Annotated in this window: 18 protein-coding genes and 1 pseudogene; 10 read left to right on the top strand and 9 right to left on the bottom strand. The window is 65.7% G+C overall.

All coding sequences use genetic code 11. The features are described 5' to 3' along the window. Nucleotides 1-4: 4 nt before the first annotated feature. The 9 genes from IPQ09_07220 to IPQ09_07180 all read right to left on the bottom strand — a co-directional run bounded on the left by IPQ09_07220 (nucleotide 5) and on the right by IPQ09_07180 (nucleotide 6,105). Nucleotides 5-664 (bottom strand): ankyrin repeat domain-containing protein, encoded by a 660-nt coding sequence (locus IPQ09_07220; protein ID MBL0194004.1) that lies wholly within the window; start codon nucleotides 662-664, stop codon nucleotides 5-7. A gap of 37 nt (nucleotides 665-701) precedes the next feature. Next, complete coding sequence (locus IPQ09_07215) at nucleotides 702-926, bottom strand: hypothetical protein (GenBank protein ID MBL0194003.1); 225 nt, start codon at nucleotides 924-926, stop codon at nucleotides 702-704. Between the two features lie 84 nt (nucleotides 927-1,010). Continuing rightward, on the bottom strand, nucleotides 1,011-1,616 hold the full coding sequence (locus IPQ09_07210) for a hypothetical protein (GenBank protein ID MBL0194002.1): 606 nt from the start codon (nucleotides 1,614-1,616) through the stop codon (nucleotides 1,011-1,013). Between the two features lie 23 nt (nucleotides 1,617-1,639). Further along, nucleotides 1,640-2,095, bottom strand: a complete 456-nt coding sequence (locus IPQ09_07205; protein MBL0194001.1) for an SIR2 family protein — start codon at nucleotides 2,093-2,095, stop codon at nucleotides 1,640-1,642. 373 nt (nucleotides 2,096-2,468) lie between these two features. Then, entirely contained in the window at nucleotides 2,469-3,452 is a 984-nt protein-coding gene (locus IPQ09_07200; protein ID MBL0194000.1) for a metallophosphoesterase, read from the bottom strand. A 196-nt stretch (nucleotides 3,453-3,648) separates the two neighbouring features. After that, nucleotides 3,649-3,816 carry a hypothetical protein gene (locus IPQ09_07195; GenBank protein MBL0193999.1) on the bottom strand — a complete coding sequence of 56 codons (168 nt, stop codon included), beginning with the start codon at nucleotides 3,814-3,816 and terminating at the stop codon, nucleotides 3,649-3,651. A 190-nt stretch (nucleotides 3,817-4,006) separates the two neighbouring features. Continuing rightward, nucleotides 4,007-4,384 carry a hypothetical protein gene (locus IPQ09_07190; protein MBL0193998.1) on the bottom strand — a complete coding sequence of 126 codons (378 nt, stop codon included), beginning with the start codon at nucleotides 4,382-4,384 and terminating at the stop codon, nucleotides 4,007-4,009. 45 nt (nucleotides 4,385-4,429) lie between these two features. Then, the gene (locus IPQ09_07185; GenBank protein ID MBL0193997.1) at nucleotides 4,430-4,690 is read right to left on the bottom strand and encodes a hypothetical protein; all 261 of its coding nucleotides are present in this window, start codon (nucleotides 4,688-4,690) and stop codon (nucleotides 4,430-4,432) included. Then, on the bottom strand, nucleotides 4,663-6,105 hold the full coding sequence (locus IPQ09_07180) for a hypothetical protein (protein ID MBL0193996.1): 1,443 nt from the start codon (nucleotides 6,103-6,105) through the stop codon (nucleotides 4,663-4,665). The genes IPQ09_07185 and IPQ09_07180 overlap by 28 nt, the downstream gene beginning before the upstream one ends. A gap of 126 nt (nucleotides 6,106-6,231) precedes the next feature. Between IPQ09_07180 and IPQ09_07175 the strand changes: the two are divergent. The 10 genes and pseudogenes from IPQ09_07175 to IPQ09_07130 form a co-directional block, all read left to right on the top strand. Beyond that, nucleotides 6,232-7,751, top strand: a pseudogene (locus IPQ09_07175) (sigma 54-interacting transcriptional regulator). 52 nt (nucleotides 7,752-7,803) lie between these two features. Beyond that, nucleotides 7,804-11,223, top strand: a complete 3,420-nt coding sequence (locus IPQ09_07170) for a DEAD/DEAH box helicase family protein (GenBank protein ID MBL0193995.1) — start codon at nucleotides 7,804-7,806, stop codon at nucleotides 11,221-11,223. Then, on the top strand, nucleotides 11,220-12,734 hold the full coding sequence (locus tag IPQ09_07165; protein MBL0193994.1) for an SAM-dependent DNA methyltransferase: 1,515 nt from the start codon (nucleotides 11,220-11,222) through the stop codon (nucleotides 12,732-12,734). The genes IPQ09_07170 and IPQ09_07165 overlap by 4 nt, the downstream gene beginning before the upstream one ends. Next, nucleotides 12,731-13,957, top strand: a complete 1,227-nt coding sequence (locus IPQ09_07160; protein ID MBL0193993.1) for a restriction endonuclease subunit S — start codon at nucleotides 12,731-12,733, stop codon at nucleotides 13,955-13,957. The genes IPQ09_07165 and IPQ09_07160 overlap by 4 nt, the downstream gene beginning before the upstream one ends. Further along, nucleotides 13,954-17,625: a hypothetical protein gene (locus IPQ09_07155; GenBank protein MBL0193992.1), complete on the top strand. Its 3,672-nt coding sequence runs from the start codon at nucleotides 13,954-13,956 to the stop codon at nucleotides 17,623-17,625. The genes IPQ09_07160 and IPQ09_07155 overlap by 4 nt, the downstream gene beginning before the upstream one ends. Before the next feature lie 489 nt (nucleotides 17,626-18,114). Further along, nucleotides 18,115-18,441 carry a DUF4258 domain-containing protein gene (locus IPQ09_07150; GenBank protein ID MBL0193991.1) on the top strand — a complete coding sequence of 109 codons (327 nt, stop codon included), beginning with the start codon at nucleotides 18,115-18,117 and terminating at the stop codon, nucleotides 18,439-18,441. A 219-nt stretch (nucleotides 18,442-18,660) separates the two neighbouring features. Continuing rightward, a complete protein-coding gene (locus IPQ09_07145) occupies nucleotides 18,661-19,245 on the top strand; it encodes a VWA domain-containing protein (GenBank protein MBL0193990.1) in 585 nt (194 codons plus the stop codon). A gap of 16 nt (nucleotides 19,246-19,261) precedes the next feature. Further along, nucleotides 19,262-19,984 carry a protein phosphatase 2C domain-containing protein gene (locus tag IPQ09_07140; protein ID MBL0193989.1) on the top strand — a complete coding sequence of 241 codons (723 nt, stop codon included), beginning with the start codon at nucleotides 19,262-19,264 and terminating at the stop codon, nucleotides 19,982-19,984. Further along, nucleotides 19,981-21,381, top strand: a complete 1,401-nt coding sequence (locus IPQ09_07135) for a serine/threonine protein kinase (GenBank protein ID MBL0193988.1) — start codon at nucleotides 19,981-19,983, stop codon at nucleotides 21,379-21,381. Before IPQ09_07140 ends, IPQ09_07135 begins: the two co-directional genes overlap by 4 nt. Next, the coding region (locus IPQ09_07130; GenBank protein MBL0193987.1) for an AAA family ATPase at nucleotides 21,378-24,607 on the top strand (3,230 nt) is incomplete at its 3' end. The genes IPQ09_07135 and IPQ09_07130, both read left to right, overlap by 4 nt.

The raw sequence follows: 24,607 nt of genomic DNA, 5'->3' as shown, positions 1-24,607 counted from the left end.
AGTGCTACACGAAGCCCTCCGCGACGCACCGGCTCCCCGCTGGAGTAACCTCGTGCCGCTGGCCGGACCCGTCGACCACCCGGCACCAGCTCTCGGAGACCAGTTTGGCCTCGACCCCGACCACTTCCAGCCGGTAGCTGAACCCGCCGTACATGCCGGGGACCGGGAACCACATCTGCGGTTGTTCCAGCTCGAGCAGCGGTTCCAGCTCCGGTAGACGCAGCCGGTGCTCGTTCACGAGCTCCTCGGCCCGGCTGCGGATGACGGCGTGGAAATGGGCTTGGAGCTTCAGCAATACCCCGAGCGGGACCCGGTGCTTGTGCTCCGGGGCCAGCACGCCGAGCAGGTGACCGTGGCCCTCTCGCTCGGCGACATCGACGGGCCGCTCGCCGCGCGCGTTCTGGAGCGTACGCCAGGCGAGCATGCCAATCAGACGCTGGACGACCTCGACCGGGGCACCACCGTGGGCGGCTTGGTGCAACGGCGCATAGAGCGACGAGCCGCCAGGTCGCGTCGTATTGACCAGCTCGTCGTGCCTCGAGAGGAGCTCGAACACGCGTGGCCACTCGTACCGCTTGGCAGCGTCGGCGAGGGCGTGGCGGGTCCGGGCCGCATCTTCGTGCAGTGTCTCGGCTTGCGTGATGCCATCCCACACGATGTCCATCCGAGCGATCTCCCCAACGTGGTTGCACTCCCAGAACCTATTCAGGCAAGGGCCCCATCCCGCACTTCCGCCTCTCCTCGTTGATCACAGGCAGGAACGCTTCGACGATGGCGTCTGCGACCTGCTCAGCGGTCTCGTCGGCATCGAGGTTCTTGAAGAACAGCGGCTTCTTCTTGGGATTCGCCTTGGCCACCTTGGCGCCAGCCTTTGCTCTTGGCTTCGCCGCTGCCTTTGGCTTGGCCGCTGCCTTCGTTTTGCTCATGTCGTTCTCCCCGTTGGTTGACTGCAGATCCGCAGCCCGTAAGCTCGGCCGCGAGTCCGCTCGGACTGGTCGGCGCCCCCGTCCTCACTTGGCGTCGTGCTTTGCGGCGACGCGGCGGGGCGAGAGGTCGCCGTCGGTGAGGAGACGATCGATCGTCCTGAAGAGCTCGCTCCAGGTGTCGGTGTAGGCGAGGGCGCCATGCCAGAGCGCGAGCCTTCGGTTCTCTCCGCGTTGCTGCCCCGACGCGAAGACGATGACGGGCGGGCGAGGACCGGACGCGAGCCGTTCGAGCAGCTCGAGCGCGTCCGACTCGCCCGGCGCACGGTGTCCCCAGCGCGTCACCAGGAGATCGTAGGGGGTCTCCTTCGAGCGCCGAAGCGCGGCGAGGGCCTCCTCCACCGTCTTGACCTCCTCGACAAAGACCCCGTCGGAGTGGCCGGCCCCCAGGACCTGCCTCCCGAGCGCGTTATTCTCGCGCGCGGGATCGCACCAGAGAATGCGGGGGCTCTTCTTGAGCCGCGCGAGCCCCGCCCGAAACGACTCGCGCGGAGCGGTGGCGTCGTGGATGGCCTTTAGCCATCGGTCGAACCCCGTGAAGTCGCGCTTGGGCGTGCCGTCGCGCACGGTCGAGAAGTTGAGGGGCACGAGGCTCTCCCGCGTCTCGAGATGCTTCGCGAGCGCGGGAGGCACGTCCTCGAGGACCGCGTAGTCGGTCAGCTGTCGCGACGCGCTCGATCCCGATCGGCGGCGAGGATCTCGGAGCGCAGCTCGTTGATGTACGCGTCGGTGAACGAGAAACCCAGGAAGAGCACGTTGCGGGTGGCGAAAAGAGTTCGCAGAAAGGCGCGATACGCGGGCTTCTCGTGAAGCAAGCGCCTGTAGCTCTGCGTGGTGAACACGACCTCTCCGCGGTCGGAAGAGGCCTGTCCGTGGAGGGCGATGAGTCGCTTTCCGGCCCAGTGGGCGTCTCGATCTGCGTCGTCCCAGAGCTCGTGGTGCCACCAGTCACGGGTCTCGGCGGTGAGCACATTGGCGAAGGCGGTTGGGTCAGGGATCGACGCGGTGCCGAGGAGACTGTCGAAGTTCGTCGTGAGGACACTGTGAAACGGGATGGCGCGGAGCAGCTTGAGCCGCTCCTGGGTCTCCGCCTTGGGCGTCTTGGCGAGCACCTGACGAAGTTGCTACGGAACTCGGAGCCCAGCGCGGCATGCAGCTCCTCACCGAGGCCTTCGTAGTCGCGCGGGGTCAGCCCGCCCGCTCTTGGCCCGAGCCACGCCTGGATACGGGCCTTGTCGTCTGGGTCCTTCACCTTCGTGGCGAGCTCGGTGAGGAGCCCGAACCAGCCGGGAATCGTTGGTGCGGAGAAGCCCGCGCCTACGAAGGCCACGCAACGGCCGGACCGGATGGAGTCGACGAGCGGGGCAGGGGGAACGAAGGTGGAGAGGTCGGTCGACATGGGGGGAGCCTATCGGAGGTGTCCAGGGATGCGCCAGCGTCGGATGCCCGCACACCGCGCTCAGCGCACCTGCTACGCGGCGCGGCTCACATCTTCAGATCGGCGGCGCGCCAGACGACCTCGGCCTCAGGATAACGGTACGCGCCCACGCACGCTCGAGCGCCCTCCTTCGTGACACCGTTGTGGTCAATGCAGACCGCGATCTCGTTCGCCCCCACCGATCGCGTCCCCGCACTCGCGACGTGCGCGTGATGCTCGCCAGCCCATCGCCGCAGATTCGGATGGCCGCTCGGGTGCGGTGGAACGAAAGCCTCGTGACGCGATTCGATCGGCGGCATGTTCCAGTAGTGCCCGAAGATGGTGCGACGATCGCGCGGGACCTCGCCATACTCAGGCTTCCACCACTCCGTTCTGACCTTATCCCGCGTCACGCCGTCGTTGTCGACGAAGTCCACGGGCGCCTTCGATTCGTAGCCCTTCAAGAAGACTTGAAGCGCGTTCTCCCATTGTCCCGGGAAGCGTACGGTGGGGAGACCGTGGCGCATCTTGCCCCCCTCGAACGGCGCGTGGAGACGAATCGCGTCCCTCCAGAAGCTCGACAGCGTGTGTCCAGCAACCGGGCGTTGCAGCGCGGGCAGGAGCTGGTCGAAGCAGCCCTGATGCCACACCGCATGTGTGACTCGGAGATCAGGCAGTTCGACCGCGAGTGGGAGCGTCTCGAAGAAGTCGAGGATCGCCGCCCAGCGCCCCGGATCCGCTTCGATCGCAGCGATCGTCTGCAGATTGGAGTGCTTCGACCCCGTTCGACCGCGGTGCCAGTCGACGAGGTTCAGCTCGTGATTCCCGAGCAGGCAGAGATTCTCGCCGCTCTCGCAAAGCGAGCGCACGAGCTCAGCCACTTCGAAGCTCGCCGGTCCGCGATCGATGAGATCGCCGACGAAGAGCAACCGTCGCCGGTCGGGATGCCTCCAGTGGTCGCGCTCGTCGTAGCCGAGCGCCGCGAGAAGCTGCGTTAGCGGTCTCAGGTTGCCATGAATGTCGCCAATGATGTCGATCTCAACGCGAGGCATGAATGCACCGTCCTTCCGCCCCAGAATCTCGGCTCGCGCGCTCGAACCCAGGTTACCACGCAGGATCTGCTCGAGCGTAGCGCGAGCGAGCCCCCCTCTCGATCACCAGCACACGGCGTGGTCGTCAGAGGAGTGGTGCCAGCGCGCGCTCCCTCGCGTGGATAGTTGTCATTCTGTGTCTATCTCAGAACCCTCGTCACTCCAGAGGAGGAAGCCCCTCGCGTCTCCTCTCCTCGTTCACGATCGGTAGGAGCGCGTCGCAGATCGCGTCAGCGAGCTGCTCGTCGGTCTCGTCTTCCGTCGGCTTCTTGAAGAAGACCGGCTTCTTGTTCTTCGGTGCCTTGACCTTGCTCTTCCCGCTCATCTTCCGCTCCTCCGCGTTGCCCCGCCCGACGGACCGCACCTGCTCCGTCAATCGTCGCTCGCCGAGCTTCCGCCCTCCCGCCGGTCCTTCCGGAAACACGCGGTCTTGCAGTCCTCGATCGACCATGCGGTCGGGGCCGGCTCGAAGGCCGGAGCGCTCGCGAGCCATGTCGGGGGCCGCGAGCTCCAGCTCAGAACCCGTACTGCGTCAGCGCCTCCTTGAACTCTGCCATCTCGCGTGCGCGAATCGGCGACGAGTCCGCCTCGTCCTCTCCCGACCGCTCCCGGGCCCACGCACGGATCTCGCGCTCGAACTTCCCGTCGCCCTTGGCGAGGTCTTTGAACTGTCCCCACCACCGAAACTGCGAGAAGCGGCGGAGAGCTACGTTCAGGCTGGCCATTCCCGCGTCCATGGAGAGGTTCCCCTTCACGACCTGGTTGTAGGCGAAGAAGCCCCAGGTTGCCGGTCCAGGCGTGCGCGAGGCGGCGGCCTCGGCCGCTTGTTGCGCGTCATCGTAGCGGGTGTCGTAGGTGTCCTCCGCGGGGACTTGCGAGACTTGCTTCTTCATGGTTCCTCCCTCCGGTTAGTTAGGTTTCATGGATGAGCGAGACGATCAAGCCGCACTGAGCGCAGCCCGAGCGTCCCCCAGCTCCCCCGCCGGGAGCTCGAGCGGCTCCGCTCGCTCTTCCTCGACGTTCGCCAGCTCCACATTCAGCGCCTTCAGCGTTGCCTTCGCGTCCCGCACGAGCCCATTCAGACCCTTCGTGCCGATGCGCAGCTCGTCGGCCAGCTCGTCGGCCTTCTTCTGAATCGTCTCGACGAGCCCCCGCATCTTCTCGTGGCGCTTCAGCTCGCGCTCGATCTTGTGCTCCACGTCGGCGAGCGCCTTGATGTTGCCCTCGTCGTCCCCCCGCTTGTGCCGTGAGGCGAGACCCGAGCGCCAGAAAGAGCGCGGCCTGCAGGTACGCGTCGGTGCCCTCGTCGTTCTCGTCCCAGACCACCACCACGTCGTTTCCGCAGCGGGAGAACCGGGCGAACCCCGAGGGCGCCGCGCTCTTCGCCAACACGAACACGCCGGCCTGCGCGTTGCGGTTGCTCCTTGCGAGCTCGAGCTCCGCGAGGGCCTTCGCCATCGTGTAGTTGTCGGCGCGCTTCGCCTCGATGACGACGCTCGAGCCGGCGTAGACACTTTCCGGGTGAAACCGCACCACCTGGTCGCCGACCTTGCAGCCCGAGCGATCGCCGGTCGTGTTGCCCGTGTCCTCCACGAACACCGGGACTCCTCCGAGCACGCTGCGCGTGAAGAGGCACACCTGGTCCTCGAAACGCCGGCCCCCGCGGGGTGAGCTGGCGTCGCCGCGCTTGCGCTCGTCCAGACGCGTGACCACGTCGCGCATGTCTTGCTCGAACTTCCTTTTGGCGTTCGTTGATCCCGTCCATCACCTCGGCCTGCGACTTCGCGTGGGTCTCGAGCATGACCGTGAGCGACGTCTTGAGCATCGCCAACGGCGACCCCGGAGACTCGGGGTTCATCGTCTCCAGCACCGTGGCCCGCGCCTTCTGGGTCTCGCGCACGAGTCGGCTGAGGAGAGAGGTCTCGTCGTTGGCGTCGAGGGCCTTCGTGGCCAACGCGAGCTGCTTTGTGCGCTCCCCGTCCGCCTTCTCGAGGTCCTGCTTGAGCGAGCCGAGGAAGCGCGCCACGGCGCCGTTCGGGACGAGGGGATCGAGCGCCTTGGCCACCGCCGTCCGGTTCATCTCCAGCGCCTCGCGGACTCTGGCCTCGATGAGAGAAACCACGCCCTCGCTGTCCGTGGGGCTCAGCCTGCGGAGGAGCGGGCTCTGGTCGCCGAGCGCCCTGGCGAGGGTGGTCGCGAGGACACCGTGCTCGGGGCCCAAGAACTTCTCCATGGACCTCGAGAGCTCGCCGCCGTCCTTCAGGAACCCGTCGATGCGGGTGACCACCTGGCCGTCCTTCGGGTCGAAGTAGCGCTGGAGCTCGCGGACCATGGCCTCCTGCTGGACGCGCACGTGCTCGCGAAGCTCCACGTCGACGTCGTCGAGGAGCGCCTTGCCGATGTCCTGGAGGCGCGACTCCTCCGCGGCGCGGTGCGCGTTCATTACAGCACGAAGCCCGACCACCCACGCGTCCTCCGCGAGCGAGGCTCGCTGCGCGTCCGGAAGCGGCGCGAAGATCGCCAGCGCGTCGGGGCGGCGATCGTCGATCGTCGTCGAGAGGGTGTCGTTGGAGAGGCTGACCAGCAGGGCGAGGGACGGGGTGCTGTTGTTCATGGAGGCCTCTTTCCACAAGGTGTGCCATGCGCGATCTGCCGGGAAATCGGCTCGGCCTGCGGGCACACGCCGCCGCCTGAAGTAAGCGCACTTGTGCCGGTGCAAATCTTGTTACCTTCGCTCGACATGGGGAAGACGGGACAAGGGGCAAGGGTGCTCATGGCGTGGATCGGCAAGACCGATCTCGACGCCGCGGACGGCGATCCGAAGGCGGGGATGGGTCCTATCGCGCAAGCATTCAAGGCCCGAGCATTCGATCACGTGGTCCTCTTGTGCGACTGGAAGAGGGAACAGAGCGAGAGCTTTGCGGCGTGGCTCGCTCCCCAGACGCAAGCTTCGATCGTCGTGCGCACAGTGAAGCTCCGGGCCCCGACCGACTACGAGGACATCTACGAGAAGGCACGCGACGCCGTCGCGTGGACGAAATCCGAGTACGGCGCTGACGCTGCGCTCGCATTTCACCTCAGCCCTGGCACGCCGGCGATGGCGGTGATCTGGATCTTGCTAGGCACGACCGACCAGGCGGAGCTTCTCCAGTCCTCCGTCCAGCAAGGGCTCCAGACCGTGAAGGTCCCGTTCCAAATCGCTGCCGAGTTCATCCCCGGCATCGTGCGGAGGACGGACGCGGACCTGGAGAAGCTCGCGGGTGGCCTTCGACACGACGACGCAAGCTTCGCCGATCTCCACCACGTCAGCCTCCCCATGAAGGCGCTCGTCACGAAGGCCAAGATGGCCGCGGTGCACGCGGCACCGCTGCTCATCGAGGGCGAGTCCGGAACAGGCAAGGAGCTCCTGGCTTCTGCCATTCATAAGGCCAGCGGGCGTCAAGGAAAGTTCGTCGCGGTCAACTGCGGCGCCATTCCTAAAGAGCTCGTCGAATCCGAGTTCTTCGGCCACAAGCGAGGGTCGTTTACCGGCGCGAGCGACGATCGCCGAGGGCACTTCGAGCAGGCGAAGGGGGGCACGCTCTTCCTCGACGAGATCGGAGAGCTGCCGCTCTCGATGCAGGTGAAGCTCCTTCGCGCACTTCAGGAGAAGAAGGTCGTTCGCGTAGGCGAGTCGCAGGAAATCCCCGTCGACGTGCGCATCGTGTCCGCCACGAACCGCGATCTCGCCGGGGCGGTCGTCGAGGGCCATTTTCGCGAGGACCTCTACTACCGCCTCGCCATCCTCACGGTGAAGATGCCCCGCTCCGCGAGCGCAAGGGAGACATCCTCCTGCTCGCCGAGCACTTCTTCGCGCGACAACAGGCCGAGCTAGGGAAGACGGCGGTCGGGAAGAAACTTTCCGCCGGCGCAAAGAACGTTCTCCTCCGCCACACGTGGCCCGGGAACGTCCGCGAGCTCGACGGAACGTTGCTACGCGCGCTCGTCTGGTCGACGGGCGACACGATCACCGAGGCCGAAATGAAGGAGGCCGTGTCGAAGCTCCGGGGTGGAACGAGTGACACCGTCCTCGATCGCCCCCTCGGGGACAGCCTGAAGCTCGAGACCATCGAGAGCGAGGTCGCGCGACACTACCTCGAGCGCGCGCTCGCCGAGACACATGGGAACAAGACGAAGGCGGCCAAGCTGGTGGGGCTGAAGAGCCAGCAGACCTTCACCAACTGGATGGAGCGCCACGGGGTCAAGGAGTGGAAGTCGTGATGGCACGAAGCCTGCTGTGTGGCTCCGTATGGTCCACGAAGAGGTTCCCTTCATGAAGTCGCAGAACTTCGAGTTCCTGCGTGCGAAGCGCCCCCTCCTCGCGGACCTTGGCGGGTTCGCCGAGAAGTACGCCCACCCCGACCCGCAGAGCTCCCTGGTCAAGCAGCGAGCCTTCGTGGAGAACGCGGTGCTCGCGATCTACGACGCGTACCGACTGCAGCTTCCGTACAGCGAGAACCTCAACGACCGCCTGCTCGCCGACGAGTTTCGTCAGGCCGTTCCGACCATCGTTCAGGACAAGCTCCATACGGTAAGAAAAGTGGGGAACCACGCGGCGCACTTGAAGACCGCCCTCCCCGCGCGCACGGCGCTGGATTGCCTTCTCGTGCTCTTCGAGATCGCGGAGTGGTTCCACATCCAGGTCGACGGTGGGGCCCGCGCCAACTGTCCCAGGTACGTGGGACCCACGCCCGAGCCAGCCGATGACACCAGAGCCAAGGCGGCGCTCGAAAAGGTGCGTCTCGCCGAGGCGAAACACAACGAGCTCCTCGCGGCGCTCGAAGAAGAACGAAAGAAGCGCGCCGAGGCAGAGCAAACGGCGGCGCAGACCGAGGCCCAGCTCGAGGCGCTGCGGTCGGCGGGCCAGAAAGTGGCGGCCACCCTCCAGTTCGACGAACGGACGACGCGTCGGCGTCTCATCGACCAGATGCTCGTCGAGACCGGCTGGGACGTCGGTGTCGGTGGCACGAACACCGAACAGGTGAAGCAAGAGGTCCGCGTCTCCGAGCACCCGACCCCGTCCGGCGAGGGCTATGCGGACTACGTGCTTTATGGCGATGACGGAAAGCCGCTCGCGGTCGTCGAAGCCAAGAAGACCGCCAAAGACCCCAAGCTCGGGGCGGAGCAGGCGCGCATCTACGCGATGTGCCTGGAGAAGGAGACGGGGCGGCGCCCGGTGATCTTCTTCACCAACGGCATCGACGTGTTCCTCTGGGACGACGCGCAGGGGTACCCGTGGCGCAAGGTCTACGGGCTCTACTCGAAGGACAGCCTCGAGTACCTGATTCACCAGCGCACGAACAAGAAGGCGCTCGCCCACGTCGAGCCGAACCTCGCGATCGCGGAGCGCCTCTACCAGCTCGAGGCTGTGAAGCGCATCGCGGAGCGCTTCGAGGGCAAGTCACGCAAGGCGCTGGTGGTTCAGGCGACGGGCACCGGAAAGACCCGGGTAGCGGTCTCGCTCTGCGATCTTCTCATGCGAGCGGGTTGGGTGAAGCGGATCCTCTTCCTCTGCGATCGTCGCGAGCTGCGCCGGCAGGCCGACCGCGTCTTCAAGGAGTTCATGCCCGGTGAGCCGCGCGTGGTCGTCGGATCTTCGACGTCGTCTGACCGCGACAAGCGCATCTACCTCGCCACGTACCCGGCGATGATGGAGTGCTTCGATGCGTTCGATGTCGGCTTCTTCGACCTCATCGTCGCCGACGAGTCGCATCGGAGCATCTACAAGACGTTCCGCTCGCTCTTTCAGTACTTCGACGCGCTCGAGGTGGGGATCACCGCCACGCCAGTGAAGTTCATCGAGCGAAACACGTACAAGCTCTTCGGGTGTGAAGAGAAAGATCCGACCGCGCACTACAGCTACGAAGAGGCCATCCGCGCGAGGCCACCCCACCTCGTGCCGTTCCGCGTGCGCACGTTCTCGAGCCAGCTCCGTGAACGCGGCGTCAAGTACGCCCAGATGAGCGCGGAGCAGCGCGAGGCGCTGGAGGAGCAGGAGGAAGCTCCAGAGCTCGTCGACTACGAGGCCAGCGAGCTCGACAAGAACGTGTTCAACAAGGGCACGACCCGATCGGTGCTGCGAGCCCTGATGGAAGAGGGCATCAAGGACGCGACCGGCACACGTCTCGGGAAGACCATCGTCTTCGCGCGCAGCCACCTTCACGCCGTACATCTCGCCGAGGTCTTCCAGGAGATGTACCCGCAGTACGGCTCGACGTTCTGTCGCGTCATCGACAATCAGGAGACACGCGCCGAGCAGCTCATCGACGACTTCAAGAACGCCGCGAACGAGCTCACCATCGCCGTCTCGGTGGACATGCTCGACACTGGAATTGACGTCCCGGAGGTCGTGAACCTCGTGTTCGCCAAGCCGGTGAAGTCGTACGTGAAGTTCTGGCAGATGATCGGACGTGGCACCCGTCTCTGCCGCGATCTCCTCGGTCCAGGGGACCACAAGACCGAGTTCCTGATCTTCGATCACTGGTCGAACTTCTGGTTCTTCGAGGAGAAGTACAAGGAAGCCGAGCCCACCAAGAAGGCCTCTCTCCTCCAGCAGCTCTTCGAGACCCGCCTGGCGCTCGCCGAGTGTGCGCTCGACAAGATGAACGAGCCTGTGTTCCAGGCGACGGTCGATCTGCTGGTGCACGACGTTCGCGCCACGAAAGACGCCGGAAACCTCGAGGTGCGCGACCACTGGAAGGAGCTCGAGACGCTCTCGGAACGGCCGCGCATCGAGCAGCTCGCCGCAGCGACGAAGCACGATCTGCTCTCAATCGCGGCGCCGCTCATGCAGTGGCGAAACATACGGGGCGAGGAAGAGGCCTATCGCTTCGATCTGCTCATGGCCCGCCTCGAGCTTGCCTTGGTCAAGGGCGGCCCGATGGCGTCCGAGGTCGCCGATCTCCGTGGCCGCGTCGCCGAGCAGGTCGAGCTTCTCACCAAGAACCTCGGGCCTGTGAAGGCGAAGGCCGACGCCATTCTCTCCGTCCGCTCGAAAGACTTCTGGAGGGACGCCACGGTGGCGAAGCTCGAGGTCCTGCGGTCCGAGCTGCGCGGGATCATGAAGTACCAGCAGCACGTCCCGACGTCTCGCATCGCGCCCGCCACCTACGATCTTCCCGACGCCGACTTCGCCGGCAAGGACCACATCCCGAAGCTCGAGGGGCTCGAGCTCGTCGAGTACCGTAGCCGGGTCGAGTCGGTGCTCAGGGCGCAATTCGCGGAGAACCCCACGCTCAAGCGGGTGAAGGCCGGCAAAGCGGTGCGCGACGAAGAGCTCGACGAGCTCGCGCGTCTGGTCCTCCAGATCGACGACAAGGCGAACGTCCGCCACCTGGCCGGCCACCATCCCGCCGCGCGTCTCAGTCTGCTCACAGTGTTCCGCGGCTTGGTCGGGCTCGATCACGAGGCCGTCGATCACGCCTTTTCGGACTTCGTGCGCACGCACACTCGGCTCACGTCGCAGCAGCTCCGCTTCCTCGGCGTGCTGAAGAACTACATCGCGCAGAACGGCGGCATCGAGATCGACCGCCTCTACGAGCAGCCTTTCACCGCGATCCACTCGGACAGCATCGACGGCGTGTTCGCGCGCAAATCCGAGGTCGACGCCCTCATTCACATCCTCACCCAGTTTCAACCGAAGAAGGCCGCGACCTCCGAGGCGCCGCCACCCGCGAGCAAGACAGCTTCATGAGCACCCTGACCACGCAGCAGAAGAGCGACATCGACAAGCTCTGGACCGAGTTCTGGACCGGGGGCATCACCAACCCGCTCACGGTCATCGAGCAAATTTCGTTCTTGATGTTCTCGCGGCTCTTGGACGTCACCGAGACGCGAAACGAGAAGAAGGCCGAGCGCACCAAGAAGCCGTGGAAGCGCATCTTCCCCGACACCGAAGAGGGCCAGAAGCTCCGGTGGTCGCAGTTCAAACACCTGAAGGCCGAGGCCATGCTGGCGCGGGTGCGCGACGGGGTGTTCAAGCACTTCCGCGGCATGATCGACGGCGGCACCTTCGGCGACTACATGCAAGACGCCCAGCTCATGATCCAGAAGCCGAACCTGCTCGTGCAGGCGGTGAACATGATCGACGCGCTGCCCATCGTCGAGGGAGACGCGAAGGGCGATCTCTACGAGTACCTGCTCTCGAAGCTGACGACTGCGGGCATCAACGGGCAGTTCCGCACGCCCCGCCACATCATCCGCTTCATGGTCGAGCTGCTCGAGCCGAAGCCCACCGAGAGCATCGGCGATCCCGCGTGCGGCACGGCGGGCTTCTTGGTGGGGGCGATGCAGTACTTGCTCGAGAAGTACACCTCGCCCAAAGGAATCATGCTGGGCGAGAACGGCGAGAAGATCTACACGGGCGACAAGCTCGAGCCCTACCGCACCCACGTGCAGAACGACATGTTCCACGGGTTCGACTTCGACTCGACCATGCTCCGGATCGCCTCGATGAACCTGATGCTCCACGGCGTGGAGAACCCGGACATTCACTACCAGGACACGCTCTCTACGTCGTTCCCGGACAAGTTCCCGAAGAAGGCGAGCAACGGCTTCGACGTCATTCTGGCCAACCCGCCGTTCAAGGGCAGCCTGGACGCAGAGGACGTGCACCCTTCGCTGACGCAGAAGGTGAAGACCAAAAAGACCGAGCTGCTGTTCCTCGCGCTCATCCTGCGCATGCTGAAGAAGGGCGGCCGAAGCGCGACCATCGTGCCGGACGGCGTGCTCTTCGGCTCGTCGAAGGCGCACGTGGAGCTACGCAAGCTGCTCGTGGAAGAGAACCAGCTCGAGGGCGTGTTCTCGCTGCCCTCGGGGGTGTTCAAGCCGTACGCGGGGGTGTCCACGGCGATCGTGGTGTTCGCCAAGGGCGGCACGACGGAGCACGTGTTCTTCTACGACGTGGGCGCGGACGGGTTCTCGCTGGACGACAAGCGGGACGCGGTGAAGGAGAACGATCTGCCGGATGCGCTCGTGCGGTGGCGGGGGAAGAGCGCCAAGAAGGACACGGAGCGGACCGCGAAGCATTTCATGGTGCCGGTGGGGGAGATCCGGGAGAAGGGGTGGGATCTTTCGATCAATCGGTACAAGGAGGCGGTGCACGAGGTGGTGGTGCATGAGTCGCCGAAGAAGATTCTTGGGAGGTTGAGGAAGCTCGAGGCGGAGATTGCGAAGGATCTGAGCGAGCTGGAGGGCATGCTGTGAGCAAGTGGCCTGTCGTCGCCCTCGGTGAAGTTTTTTCGATTGCCCGTGGTGGCTCTCCGCGACCCATCGATGACTTCATCACTGACGACCCGAAAGGGGTGAATTGGATCATGATCGGCGACGCCGTAGAAGGGTCCAAGCACATAGCCGCGACGAAGAAGCGGATCCGGAGGGAGGGCGTCTCACGGTCACGCGAGGTGAAGCCTGGTGATTTTCTGCTCACGAATTCGATGAGTTTCGGCCATCCCTACATCCTCGCGACGGCGGGATGTATCCACGACGGATGGCTGGTGCTGTCGCCTCGCAACAAGAACGTCCACCAAGACTACTTTTACCATTTGCTCGGATCGCCAATTGTCTACGCGGCGTTCAAGCGCCTTGCTGCAGGCGCCGTCGTGAAGAACCTGAACTCTGAACTCGTTCGCGGTGTGGAAGTCCCTCTGCCGCCCGTCGAAGAGCAGCGCCGCATCGCCGACATCCTCGACAAGGCCGACGCGGTCCGGCGGAAGCGGCGGGAGGCGATCGCGCTGACCGAGGAGCTGCTGCGGTCGGCGTTCTTGGAGATGTTCGGGGACCCCGTGACGAACCCGAGGGGGTGGGAGCTCGAGCCGTTGACGTCCTTCGGAAAGGTCACCACCGGCAACACGCCGCCTCGCGAACGACTTGAGTACTACGGCGACTACCTCGAGTGGATCAAGTCGGACAACATCAACACGCCGTCGCACGCTCTAACTACCGCCACCGAAGGCCTTTCCGAACTCGGCGCACGTGTCGCGCGGACCGCGCCTCGGGGCAGCACACTCATGACCTGCATCGCAGGCAGTCCATCCTGCATCGGGAACGTTGGACTTGCGGATCGAACGGTGGCGTTCAACCAGCAAATCAACGCGGTGGTGCCGAACGAGGAGACCGACCATCGCTTTCTCTACGCGTTGCTGCTTGTCGGCAAGGGCTTGGTGCGGGCCGCCTCCACGAACTCGATGAAGGGCATGGTGAGCAAGGGTAAACTTGAATCCGTGATGTTTCCGAGGCCGCCCCACCCGGCGCAGCTCCGCTTCGGCGAGATGTTCGATAGGATCCTTGCCTTGTCTAGACGACTGAACTTGGCGACGGATGAGCAGGAAGTGCTCTTCAACTCCCTCGTGCACCGCGCCTTCCGCGGGGATCTGTCGGGATCCAGGAGCCGCCCGGACGGCTCAAAAGCGGAGGACTCGGCCCCGTGACGAGGTTTCCTTGGCACGTAGCTCCCGAGGAGCTCTTCGCCCTTCGAGGCGACGGTGGGCAGAGGTTTGCAGACTTCCTGAGCGCGGTGATCCGCGCAGAGGGAGCCGCGTCTGGCGTCCGGTCGGATGACATACAAACCAACACGCGAGTCAACCTTCCGGACGGCGGCGTCGATGCAGAGGTTCGGTTGGCGCTGGGCGGTCCCTTGGACCTCCGGATTCCAACGTGCTGGCAGTTCAAGGCGACTCTGTTTTCAGCCGTGAACGAGTCAAGCCTTCGTGAGGAAGCCAACAAGCCTGAATCAAGGCGCCTCATAGAGACGGGCTATGGCTATTACCTGTGCGTGTGCGACGACGCACCGCCGAACAAGATGAAGCAACTCGACGAGTCGCTCCTCCGGATCATCCGCGAGATCAGCCCCGATGCCCCCGCGCCTCGTGTGCTCAACGTCGGTCACCTGGCAGACTGGGCGAGTCGACATCCGGGGATCGTCCTTCAGTTTTTTCGTCAGCACCTCGGCCAAGCGCTGAACTACGACGCCTGGCTGCGACGAGAGCGGGCGGACACGTCGGACTTCGTTGAACTATCGACACGGGCTGAGGCCGCGGACAAATTGCGTCATCACGTGGCAGCGGAGGCGCCTGCGCGACCCTTGCTGGCAATATCTGCGCCTTCCGGTGCAGGTGTGTCCCGCCTTGTCGCTGAGACACTTGCTCCCGTCGCGCCGCGGGTCATCTACGTACCGGACTCAGCCGAGGCGCTCGGCATAGTGACCTCCCTTGTCAACCAGCCAACCGCGACGGGCATTTTGGTGCTCGACCGGTGCAGCACACGCGTGCGCATGGGCGTCGGCGACTTGCTCAAGGCGGGAGCGGGGCGCCTGCGGGCCGTCGCCCTACAGGACGCGACGGAGGGGGCCTCGGACATCACGATCAAGCTGAATGCGATCGACGGTGCCGACGTTCAGAGAGTGATTGACGCCAATTTCCAGACCATCCCATGGAGTTACCGCCGTGCGTTCGTTGAATTTGCGGACGGGAGCCTGAACATCGCCGTCAGGCTCGCAACATCGTACGGAACGCGCTCGCCTCAATTCCTACCAGACGCCGCGGCATGGGCACATGATGAACTGCGGCGCCTCGTTCGCGACGGAAGGGACATCGATGTCCTCCGGGCCCTCTCGCTTTTCCATCGCGTGGGCTTCAAGGGGGAGGTCGCGTCACAGCTTGACGCGGTATGCGACGTCTTTGCTCTGAGCTCGAGAGATGCTCTTCAACGCTGCCGACGGCTCTCAACAAGCCCCGGCGTGGTTGCCGTGGGCTCCCGATACATCTCGGTGCGCCCACGACTCTTTGCGCGACCGCTTTTTGAGACGGCCTGGGAGGACGTGATCGGCGACGAGGTCGGGGCCTTCATGGATGCGCTCTCAGCGCCTCTCGAAGCCTCGTTCCTCAAGCAGGCGGGGCTCCACGCCCCAAGGGCGGCCCGCGATGCGCTTGCTGAGTGGGCTGCTCCGTGGGTCCGTACGCTCGCGCCCACCGATCTCGGAGCGTCGAGCGTACTACCTCGGCTCCTTTTGCTGGTCGAAGTGTGCCCCAATCGGCTAGCTCCCATTTTCTCTGATCTCGTCGAACGCGCGAGTGACGACGAAGCTCGAGCGGCGGGAGAGCGTGTGGAGCACTGGCCTGCCAGGACTCACGTCATCTGGGCGTGTCGGAGGCTACTGGCCCGACGCGAGCTCCACGGACTTAGCGAGCGGGCCCTCTTTCGTCTTGCCCGAGTCGAGGGCGATCCCGAAGGCTCAGCGCGCAATTCCTCAGATGCAACCGGGACGTGGGCTGCCTCGTTCCGCATATTTCTTTCGGGAACGGAGGTGTCCTTCGATGAGAGGCTCTCGTTGCTCGCCTCGAAGGTGGATCAGTACGGAGGGGACGCGATTCCCCTCGTTGTGGCGGCACTCGATCTAGCCCTCGACAGCCACGCCTCGAAGACGGAAGGGGCATCGATCGCGTCTGGCGAGATAGGGCCAGCCGACTGGCGTCCGCGGACGTATCGCGAGATCTGGGCGAGTTTGGACGGTGCCATTTCGTTGCTGGCGCGCTGCATGTCGCATGACGCGCACCGGGCATTGTGCCTGAGGACGCTCATTCGCCACGCACGCGGCCTCCTCCAGAGCGGCCGCCTTGACGCACTCCGGTCAGCTCTTGAGACTGTATCGTTGGATGACCGGGAGCGAATGCTAGTTCTGCGCGCCACAGACTACTTTCTAGGATTCGACGGAAAGGGAGGTGGCGAGACTACCTCATACCCCTCCGAGTACGTCGCATCGATTGAAGTGTGGCATAATAGTCTAAGGCGAGACGATCTCTGCAGTCGCTTGCTTGAGGCGCTCTCCTCGGGTTGTCGACGCCAGGTCGATGATGGGGACGAGTGGGCACGAGAAATCGACGAACTGGGCCGCGAACTCTCCCGTGCTGCAGGCGAGTTGGTCGCCACTCTTCCGTCTTTGGTCGGCGGGGAGCATGTTGGGGCCGGCCTCTTCGAACTTGGCCGCGCAGTTGGAAAGGAGGATTCAGGCGGAGAACACCTCGCGATGGTCCTGGGGCACGCTGCCGCCGCGAAGGACCCCCTGTTCATTCGCGGGTACATCGTGGGCCTCGTGGAGGACAGCGAGGCCCACGACTCTGCATTGAAGAGCGCTCTCGATCGTCTGGAGGAGCACAACCCAGACATGGCGGTCGACCTCAACGGCATGATTCACAGAATCGGAAGCGCAGGATCTCGAGCGATTCGCCTCGTTCGAGCGGGAAGGCTGCCGGCCGAGCGACTTTCCGGGGTGTGGTCCCTCCAGTTGGACCGCGATCTCCTCGGCGAGGCGCTGGAGACCGTCCTCGATGCCATGGTCGACCGCCCGGAGGACGCTGCGGCGACCGGTCTCAAGCTGCTCGGGCCCATCGCCTGGGATGCGGCGAGGGGCGTGCCGAAGGACGCGCGGACTCTCGCCGTGATGTGGCGGGTTCTTGAGACCGCAATGGGCGGTGCGGGAGCCCAGGCCCTTGCATGGGGACGCGTATTGCGGCGTTTATCGGTTGTTGACTTCGCGCGGGCGGTTCGGCTGGCCAGTCTTGCTGTGGTGAACGCCGAGTATTCTGTTCAAGAAGCCGCTTCTTGCGAGCTGTCGGTCCACATTGGTACGGACGCAGCCTTCGTGCTCGAGGTGCTCGGCCCGATGTTGCTTGATCGCGAGAATCCTTGGAACCTTCTCGTCGGCCGTGGAGGTGCGGTCCTAAATAGCTTCCCCGTCGAACTCGTCAAGAAGTGGACTCTAGACAACGGAGTCGACGCAGCGCGCGTGGTCGCCCGTCACATGCCGGCGCCTTACGTCGACGCGCAAGGGAGCCCTGTTGTGCCTCCCCTTACGGCGTTCGTGCTGGGTGCCTTTGAGGACGATGACAAGGTATTTTCTAGCTTCTGCACGGGTGGGCACAACGGTCGAATGTACTGCGGAGACATTGCCGGGGCGCACGACAAGGAAGCTGACGTCGCGGAGAGGTTCCGCACTCATCCGCTTCGGCGGGTTCGCGAGTGGGCCGACCTGGAAACTCAGTGGGCGCGGGACAATGCCCAACGTTGGCGGGAGCACGACGAAGAGGCTTTTGATGAATAATCAGAGTGCGCGTCGTGATGGCGAGACATGCCACGTGGTTACGCTCGGGCTCCCACTTGGCCCATCGCGCTTTCGCCGGACTGCGACGACCGACGGGCGCTATTTCGAGTGCGATCGAGACCTCGGGGCGCACGACCACCACGTGCTGCCTCTCAGACTGGCGCGATCCGACCACTCGCTACTGGTGCCGGCACGGTCGAGCTGGGCCGCCCATGGTCCGCGAGCGGGCGAATCGCGAATCCGCGAGCGGCCCTCGCTTCAAGAACAAGAATCTTTCTGCTGGAGCAAGGATCCTTCCGCCGGCTTACCGGTGGCCGCTGCGGAGCTCGTCGGCCTTCCGCGCCACAGACCCCCACAAATTGGCTGCGCCGCCACGGGGTGAAGCGATGAACCCGCCCCCGCCGACGCAGAGTTTCTCGCTGGCACGGCGTTCGCTCTACGGCCTCTCGGTCGCCGCATCCCGCGGCGTCCACCGAAAGGAGCCGTTCGATGTCGACCGCCCTCGCTGCGCTGCCTTCGACCCTGGGGAGCTTCTCGCTGACGAACCACGCGCTGGCGCGGATGACGACGCGGGCGATCTCGCGAACCGCCATCGAGGCGGCGCTCGAGTTCGGGCGCTGCGTCGACATCCGTGGCGCCCAGATCTTCGCGATCGGGCGCAGAGAGGTGGAGGCCTTCCGTCGCGAAGGCATCGAGCTCGCGGACTTCGAGGGCACCCAGGTCGTGGTGACCGACGGAGGAGCCGTCCTCACCGTGTACCGAAACAGCGACTTCAGGGGCCTGCGCGAGCGACGTCGCCGCAGCGCCGGGAGGTGAGGTGACCGATGGGCTGGGCCAAGTACCTCGAAGACATCGTCAGTCGACACAACGGCACGTCGCGCGTCCAGGCAGAGATCAAGAAGACCGCCGATCACCGAGAGCTGCCGAAGCCCTCGCCGAAGAACCTTGGAGAGAGAGTCATGAGCAAACTGAAAGACTTCAGCTTCCACTGCAAGACCGCTGCCCGTGCTTCTGCTCGCCGACGTCAGCGGAAGCATGAGCGCCAACGGAAAGATCGACGCGCTCAACGACGCCGTGCAGGAGATGCTGGAGAGCTTCGGCGGTGAGGACGACAGCCGCGCGGAGATCCACGTCTCCGTGGTCACGTTCGGCAAGGACGGCGCGAAGGTTCACCAGCCGCTCGCCCCAGCCGCGAAGGTCCAGTGGTCTCGAATGACGGCTGCCGGCGGCACGCCGATGGGCGCCGCGTTCGACGCGGCGACAGGGATGATCGAGGACCGAGCGCAGATCCCGAGCCGCGCCTACCGCCCCACGATCATTCTCGTCTCCGATGGCCAGCCGACCGACGATTGGCAGGCTCCGCTGAAGCGCCTGCTCGGCGCCGAGCGTGCCTCGAAGGCGGCTCGTTTCGCGATGGCGATCGGGGACGACGCCGACGAGGGCATGCTCGCCGCGTTCCTCGCGACGGCCGAGGCCCGCGTCTACCGCGCCCACGAGGCGCGCCAGATCAAGCAGTTCTTCCGTTGGGTGACGATGAGCGTCACGCAACGCTCGCGTAGCGCGAATCCTGACAGCGTGATCGCTGCGGAGCCGACCAACCTCGATGACTTCAATTTCTGACCGCGCCGAGGACTTCGTGTCGAGACGCTCACCCGACCATTACTTCGGCGCCAGCGCGGTCGGACCGCGTCACCGTGCCCAGGGCGAGCCCAACGAGGACAGTTGGCTTGGAGCTCGTGGCGCGTTCGGGACGTTGGTCGTCGTCAGTGACGGAATGGGCTCTCGGCGCGAAGCCCGAAGAGGTGCGCAGATGGCCTGCCGGGCGGTGCTCGATGCCGTGCGTGCGTGGCACAAGGCGGGCGCGTGCGCCCTGGACGAGCTCCTTGGCGGTATCGAGCCGCGCTGGTGTTCGCTCATCGCTCCGTCGACGGCTCGAGACTGCGCAGCGACGTGTCTGTTTGCGCTCGCGCCCGTCCGCGGGCTGGTCCATGTCGCGGCGATCGGCGATGGCCTCGCGCTGCTCCGAACGCAGCGGGGGCTGGAGTGGGTCGTGGGCCCGCGCGTAGCCGGCTTCGCCAACGAGACGCACGCTCTCGGCCATTCCGCATCGTGGACGAGCCGAACCTTCCCGCGCGAGGGAGGAGCGGTCGTCCTGCTCGCGACGGACGGCGTCGCGGACGATCTCCTTCCTGAGCGCATCGACGGGTTCGTGCAGTGGTTGATGGATGACTTCGCGGGGATGGCGCCAGCCCAGCGGTGGCGGGCGCTGCAGCGAGAGCTGAAGGACTGGCCGACCCCCCACCATACCGATGACAAGACCCTCGTCGTGCTCGCGCAGCGAGAGGCGGCGCTCGCATGACCTCGGCTCCTCGACAGGTCACGGACATCAACGGCGTTCGTTACTCCCTGCTTCGGCAGTTGGGTCGCGGTGGCCAGGGGGCGGTCTACGAGGTCGACGGCGGGCGGCTCGCCGCAAAGGTTGTCTTCGACTCGTCGCCGTCACGACGCGAGCGCCTGCGCAACCAACTCACGCAGGTGAAGCGCCTCTCGCTCGCCGACCTCGAGATCGCGCGGCCGCTCGAGATGCTCCGCGAACCAGTCCTCGGCTACGTGATGGAGCTGCTGACGGGGATGCAGCCGCTGAGGGCGCTGGGCGCGGTCCCCAAGGACGTGGCCTCCCCGGCTGCCTGGTACCTCGCGGGCGGCGGCCTTCGGCGCCGTCTTCAGCTCCTTGCGCGCAGCGCCGACGTGCTCGCCGCCCTTCACGGCAAGGGGCTCGTCTACTCCGACCCGTCACCCCACAACATCTTCGTCTCTGAAAGCCCCGACGCGACCGAGGTGCGCTTCATCGACGCGGACAACCTCCACTACGCGTCAGTCGCAGGCGTCGCCGCCGTCTTCACGCCGGGCTACGGCGCGCCGGAGCTCGTGCGCTGCGCCAGCGGCGTCAACTCGCTCACGGACGCGCACGCCTTCAGCGTCCTCGCCTTTCAGACGCTCTCGCTCGCCCACCCGCTCATCGGCGACGGGGTCAGTGATGGGCCTCCCGATCGCGAGGAGGAGGCGCTCGACGGACGCCTGCCATGGATCGACCACCCGACCGACGATACCAACCGCGCGTCTTACGGCATTCCCCGGCCGTCCGTGTTGTCGCGAAAGCTCGTCGACCTCGCCGAGAGAGCCTTCGGCGCGGGGCTGCGCGAGGCGACCAAGCGCCCTGGCGTGTCCGAGTGGGCCGAGTGTCTTCACGGCGCCGCCGACGCGACGCTGTCGTGCCCGTCGTGCAAGGGGACCTACTACTTCACCGCGAAGCTCTGCCCTTGGTGTGACGAGCCCCGACCCGCTTTCGCGACTGCGGCCTTCAACCTGTGGGACCCTTCGCTCGGTCCGGGGGGTGAGCTTCTCCAGAAGCCCGCGGGTGAGCGGCGACGCGTGGTGGTCGCCGCCGTGCTCGGGCTGACCGACGGCGAGACCGTGTCGGTCACACAGCGCCTCGCGCGTGGCCGCGACGGCGTCGCGAGCGCGCGCCCCGTGATCGAGCTTCAGCTCACCGGCTCGAGGCTCTCGATTCGTAGCGTCGACGGCGCCCGCTACCGGCTTTCGTCGCCGAGCGGCGGCCGCGACGCCGAAGTGACCGACCGCGTGAAGGAGATCCGTCTCGAGCCCGGCGCGGCCTCGTGGCGCCTCCACCTCGGCCCTTCCGACAGCCTGCACCGCGTCGTGAACTTTGAGCTTCGCCCGGGAGGAGCGCGATGAACATCAACGACCTGGCCTCTGGAGATGTCTCGACCGTCGAGGTCGTGCCGAGCGCGGCGGCCGACTTCGGCCTTGCCGCCGAGCCTCGCGCGGAGGCGGTGCTGCAGTTCTCCGATGTCACTGGCGAGTCGTTGCTGTGCATCGGTTCCAGCGCGTGGAGCGTCGTTGGCGCTGACCGGCGCGCGTCCGAGGCGCTCCGACGCGTCCGCGATCGGAACCTCCCTCGCCTCGCGTGGGTCGCTTCCGTTCGTCCGAATGGGAAGAACAGCGAAGCGGTCCTGCTTCAAGTCCACGAGTTCCCCACTCGGTACGACTGGCCCGATCAGGTGGACATCGGCGTCGACGACAAACTGGTCGAGCACGTGCGGCAGAAGCTCGGTCGCAGCGTCTCGGCTGGCGAGGCTACGCAGTGGCTGAACGATCGCTTCCTCTTGCAAGCGGCGGACGGCGGCTCCAGGGTGTTCCTCTCGGGCAGCCCGACACCGGCGACCGACCAGCGCGGCGCGTTTCGTCTTCATGGCCGTGGGTACGCGGTCGACGTGGCGAGCGGGCGCGACGACAAGCTGCTGGCAACTCGGGTCGTGGAGGCGAAGCGCGGCACAGCGCCAGACGAGCGCCGTCCGGTCGTCCTCGTGCTCGGGCGTGTTCGGTTCTGCGATGCGACCATCGCTGGCGCGTTTCGCGGCACCGCGCGAACCGAGCTCGACCAGCTCGTCGAGCAGGCGGGCAGCTACCTCAACGTGTGGAAGGAATACAACAAGCTCGAGCGCGAGAGCGTCCTGCGCCGCGCGCGAACCCTGGGTTGGCTCCGCTACAGCAAGCGGCAGCTTCAGGGAGACGGGCGGTGGCGCTTCTTCGTCGAGGACACGAAGCAGCTCGATGCCGCCCTCGATGTGTTGCGCAACGCGGAGGAAGTCGATCTCGAAGCTGCCCTGCACCCGCCGGACGAGCTGCAGCAGGCGACCGACAACGCCGCGGCGCCGACGGATGGGGCGGCCGCTCGTTCGCAGCGGTCGCGGATCTTTGTCGGTGCGTTCGCGGGTGCCGAGCCGCAGCGTCGCGCGATCGACCTGCAGCCTCCCATCGACAGCGACGACCGCGAGCCGCCCGAAAGCGGCGTGCTGTTCCTGAGCGTGAGCGGCGACCGCAAGCGCCTCGAACGCCGCGAGCAGGCGCAGGCGCTCATCGCGTCGGCCGAGTGCCCTATGCCTCAGCTCGGCCTCCTCCTCGAGGGCAGCTCTGTTCCGGAGCGGCGCAGAAAGACCGAGGACGCGCTCTCGGTCGCTGCGCGCGAAGTGTTCGGCGGGGAGCCCACGGCGAGGCAGGTCGAGGCGCTGCGCGTGGCGCTCAACACGCCCGACATCGCCTTGATTCAGGGCCCGCCGGGCACCGGCAAGACGAAGACGATCGCTGCGCTCGAGGCCCGCCTCGCTGAGCTGTCGGAGGACGACCTCGCCGGCCAAACGTTGCTCACGAGCTACCAACACGACGCGGTCGAGAACGCCGCGTCGAAGACCCTCGTCTTCGGTCTCCCGGCGATCAAGGTTGGGCGCAAGCGCGGGACCACCGAAGAGAGCGACGGCTTCGATCGATGGCGACGGGATCGAGCTGACGCTGTGCGCGCGGACCTGTCGACGCTCCCCGAACGCCCGGTGACCGAGGTGCTCCGCAAGGTCCGCTCGCTTGCCGCCGCCTACGTCGCGTCGCCGCTTACCGCCGACGAGTCGCTGCGAGTCGTGTGTGACGTTCAGGAGCTTTGCCGCAGCTACGTACCGCCCACGATCCACGATCGACTCGACGTGCTTCGCCAGCAGCTCACGCGCTCCCCCACGCAGCTCGGTGACCCCGACGATGACGATCGCGCACTTGCCCTCAAGGCAGTTCGGGGGCTTCGCACAGACGCCGTTGCGTTCGGCGATGACGGCTCTCGGAACGCTGCGCGCGCGCTCCTTCGCCTTCAGCGCATGGGGGTTTACGAAGAGACCAAGCACCGTGTCCTGAGCGACGCAGCGGAATGGGCCAGCGATGACCCGCCCCCGTTCTTCGCCGAGCTGAAGGCGCTGCAGGGCAACCTGATCGATTTGCTGGCGGCCGAGAAGCCGGTGGGGGCCCCGATGGTCCACGGTGAGCTCGAGAGCCTCCTTCCGGAGATCGTGGACGCGCTGTACTGCAAGGCGCGCGAGTCGGCGGGTGGCGAGGACGCGGTGCTCTACGAGTACCTCAACGACCTCGAGAACGACATCGACGCCGTTCGCGACGCGGTTCGAAGCTACACCGTCGTGCTCGCCGCCACCTGCCAGCAGGCGGTTGGCTTCCAGATGAGCTTGGCGAAGGGCGAGGACACCGTCTTCGCCAACGTGATCGTCGACGAGGCAGCACGCGCGAACCCGCTCGATCTGTTCATCCCGATGTCGCGGGCCGAGCGGCGCATCATCCTGGTCGGAGACCACCGACAGCTACCGCACATCCTCGAGCCCGACATCGAGAGCCAGCTTGAACAGTCCGTCTCCGAGGCGACGACGACTGCGCTACGCCGGAGTCTCTTCGAGCGCTTGTTCGAGGCGATGAAGGAGCGCGAGGCGAAGGACGGCATCAAGCGGACCGTCACGCTCGACAAGCAGTACCGGATGCACCCTGTGCTGGGCTCGTTCGTCAGTGACACGTTCTACGCGCCCTACGGCGAAGGCTTCGAGTCGCCGCGGCGATCCGAGGAATTCGTGCACGACCTGCCGGGCTACGCCGGGCGCGTCGCCGCGTGGGTCGACATCCCCCTGTCGCGTGGACGTGAGCAAGGTGGCCAAAGCAAGCGCCGGGCTGTCGAGGCCGAGTGGGTCGCGAAGGAGGTCGAGCGCCTGGCGACAGCGCGCCGTGATCTCAGCTTCGGCGTCATCTCGTTCTACTCCGCGCAGGTCGACGAGGTCCTGCGCGCGATGGAGAAGCGCGGGTTGTCCGAGCGGCTCGACGACGGCTCCTACCGCGTCAAGGACGCTTGGCGCGAGACGCGCAGCGAGGACGGGCGACTCATTGAGCGCTTGCGGGTGGGCACTGTCGACGCCTTCCAGGGCAAGGAGTTCGACGTCGTGTTCTTGTCGATGACGAGGTCGAACGACCTGCCCGCGTCGGACGAGCGATCCCTTCGACGCAAGCTGGGACACCTGATGCTCGAGAATCGCCTGTGCGTCGCCATGAGCCGGCAGCAACGCCTGCTCATCGTGGTCGGCGACGC

This window comes from Myxococcales bacterium, from assembly GCA_016720545.1.
In the GTDB taxonomy this organism is placed as follows: Bacteria; Myxococcota_A; Polyangia; order Polyangiales; family Polyangiaceae; genus JAAFHV01.
This window is presented reverse-complemented; position numbering and strand designations above follow the sequence as displayed.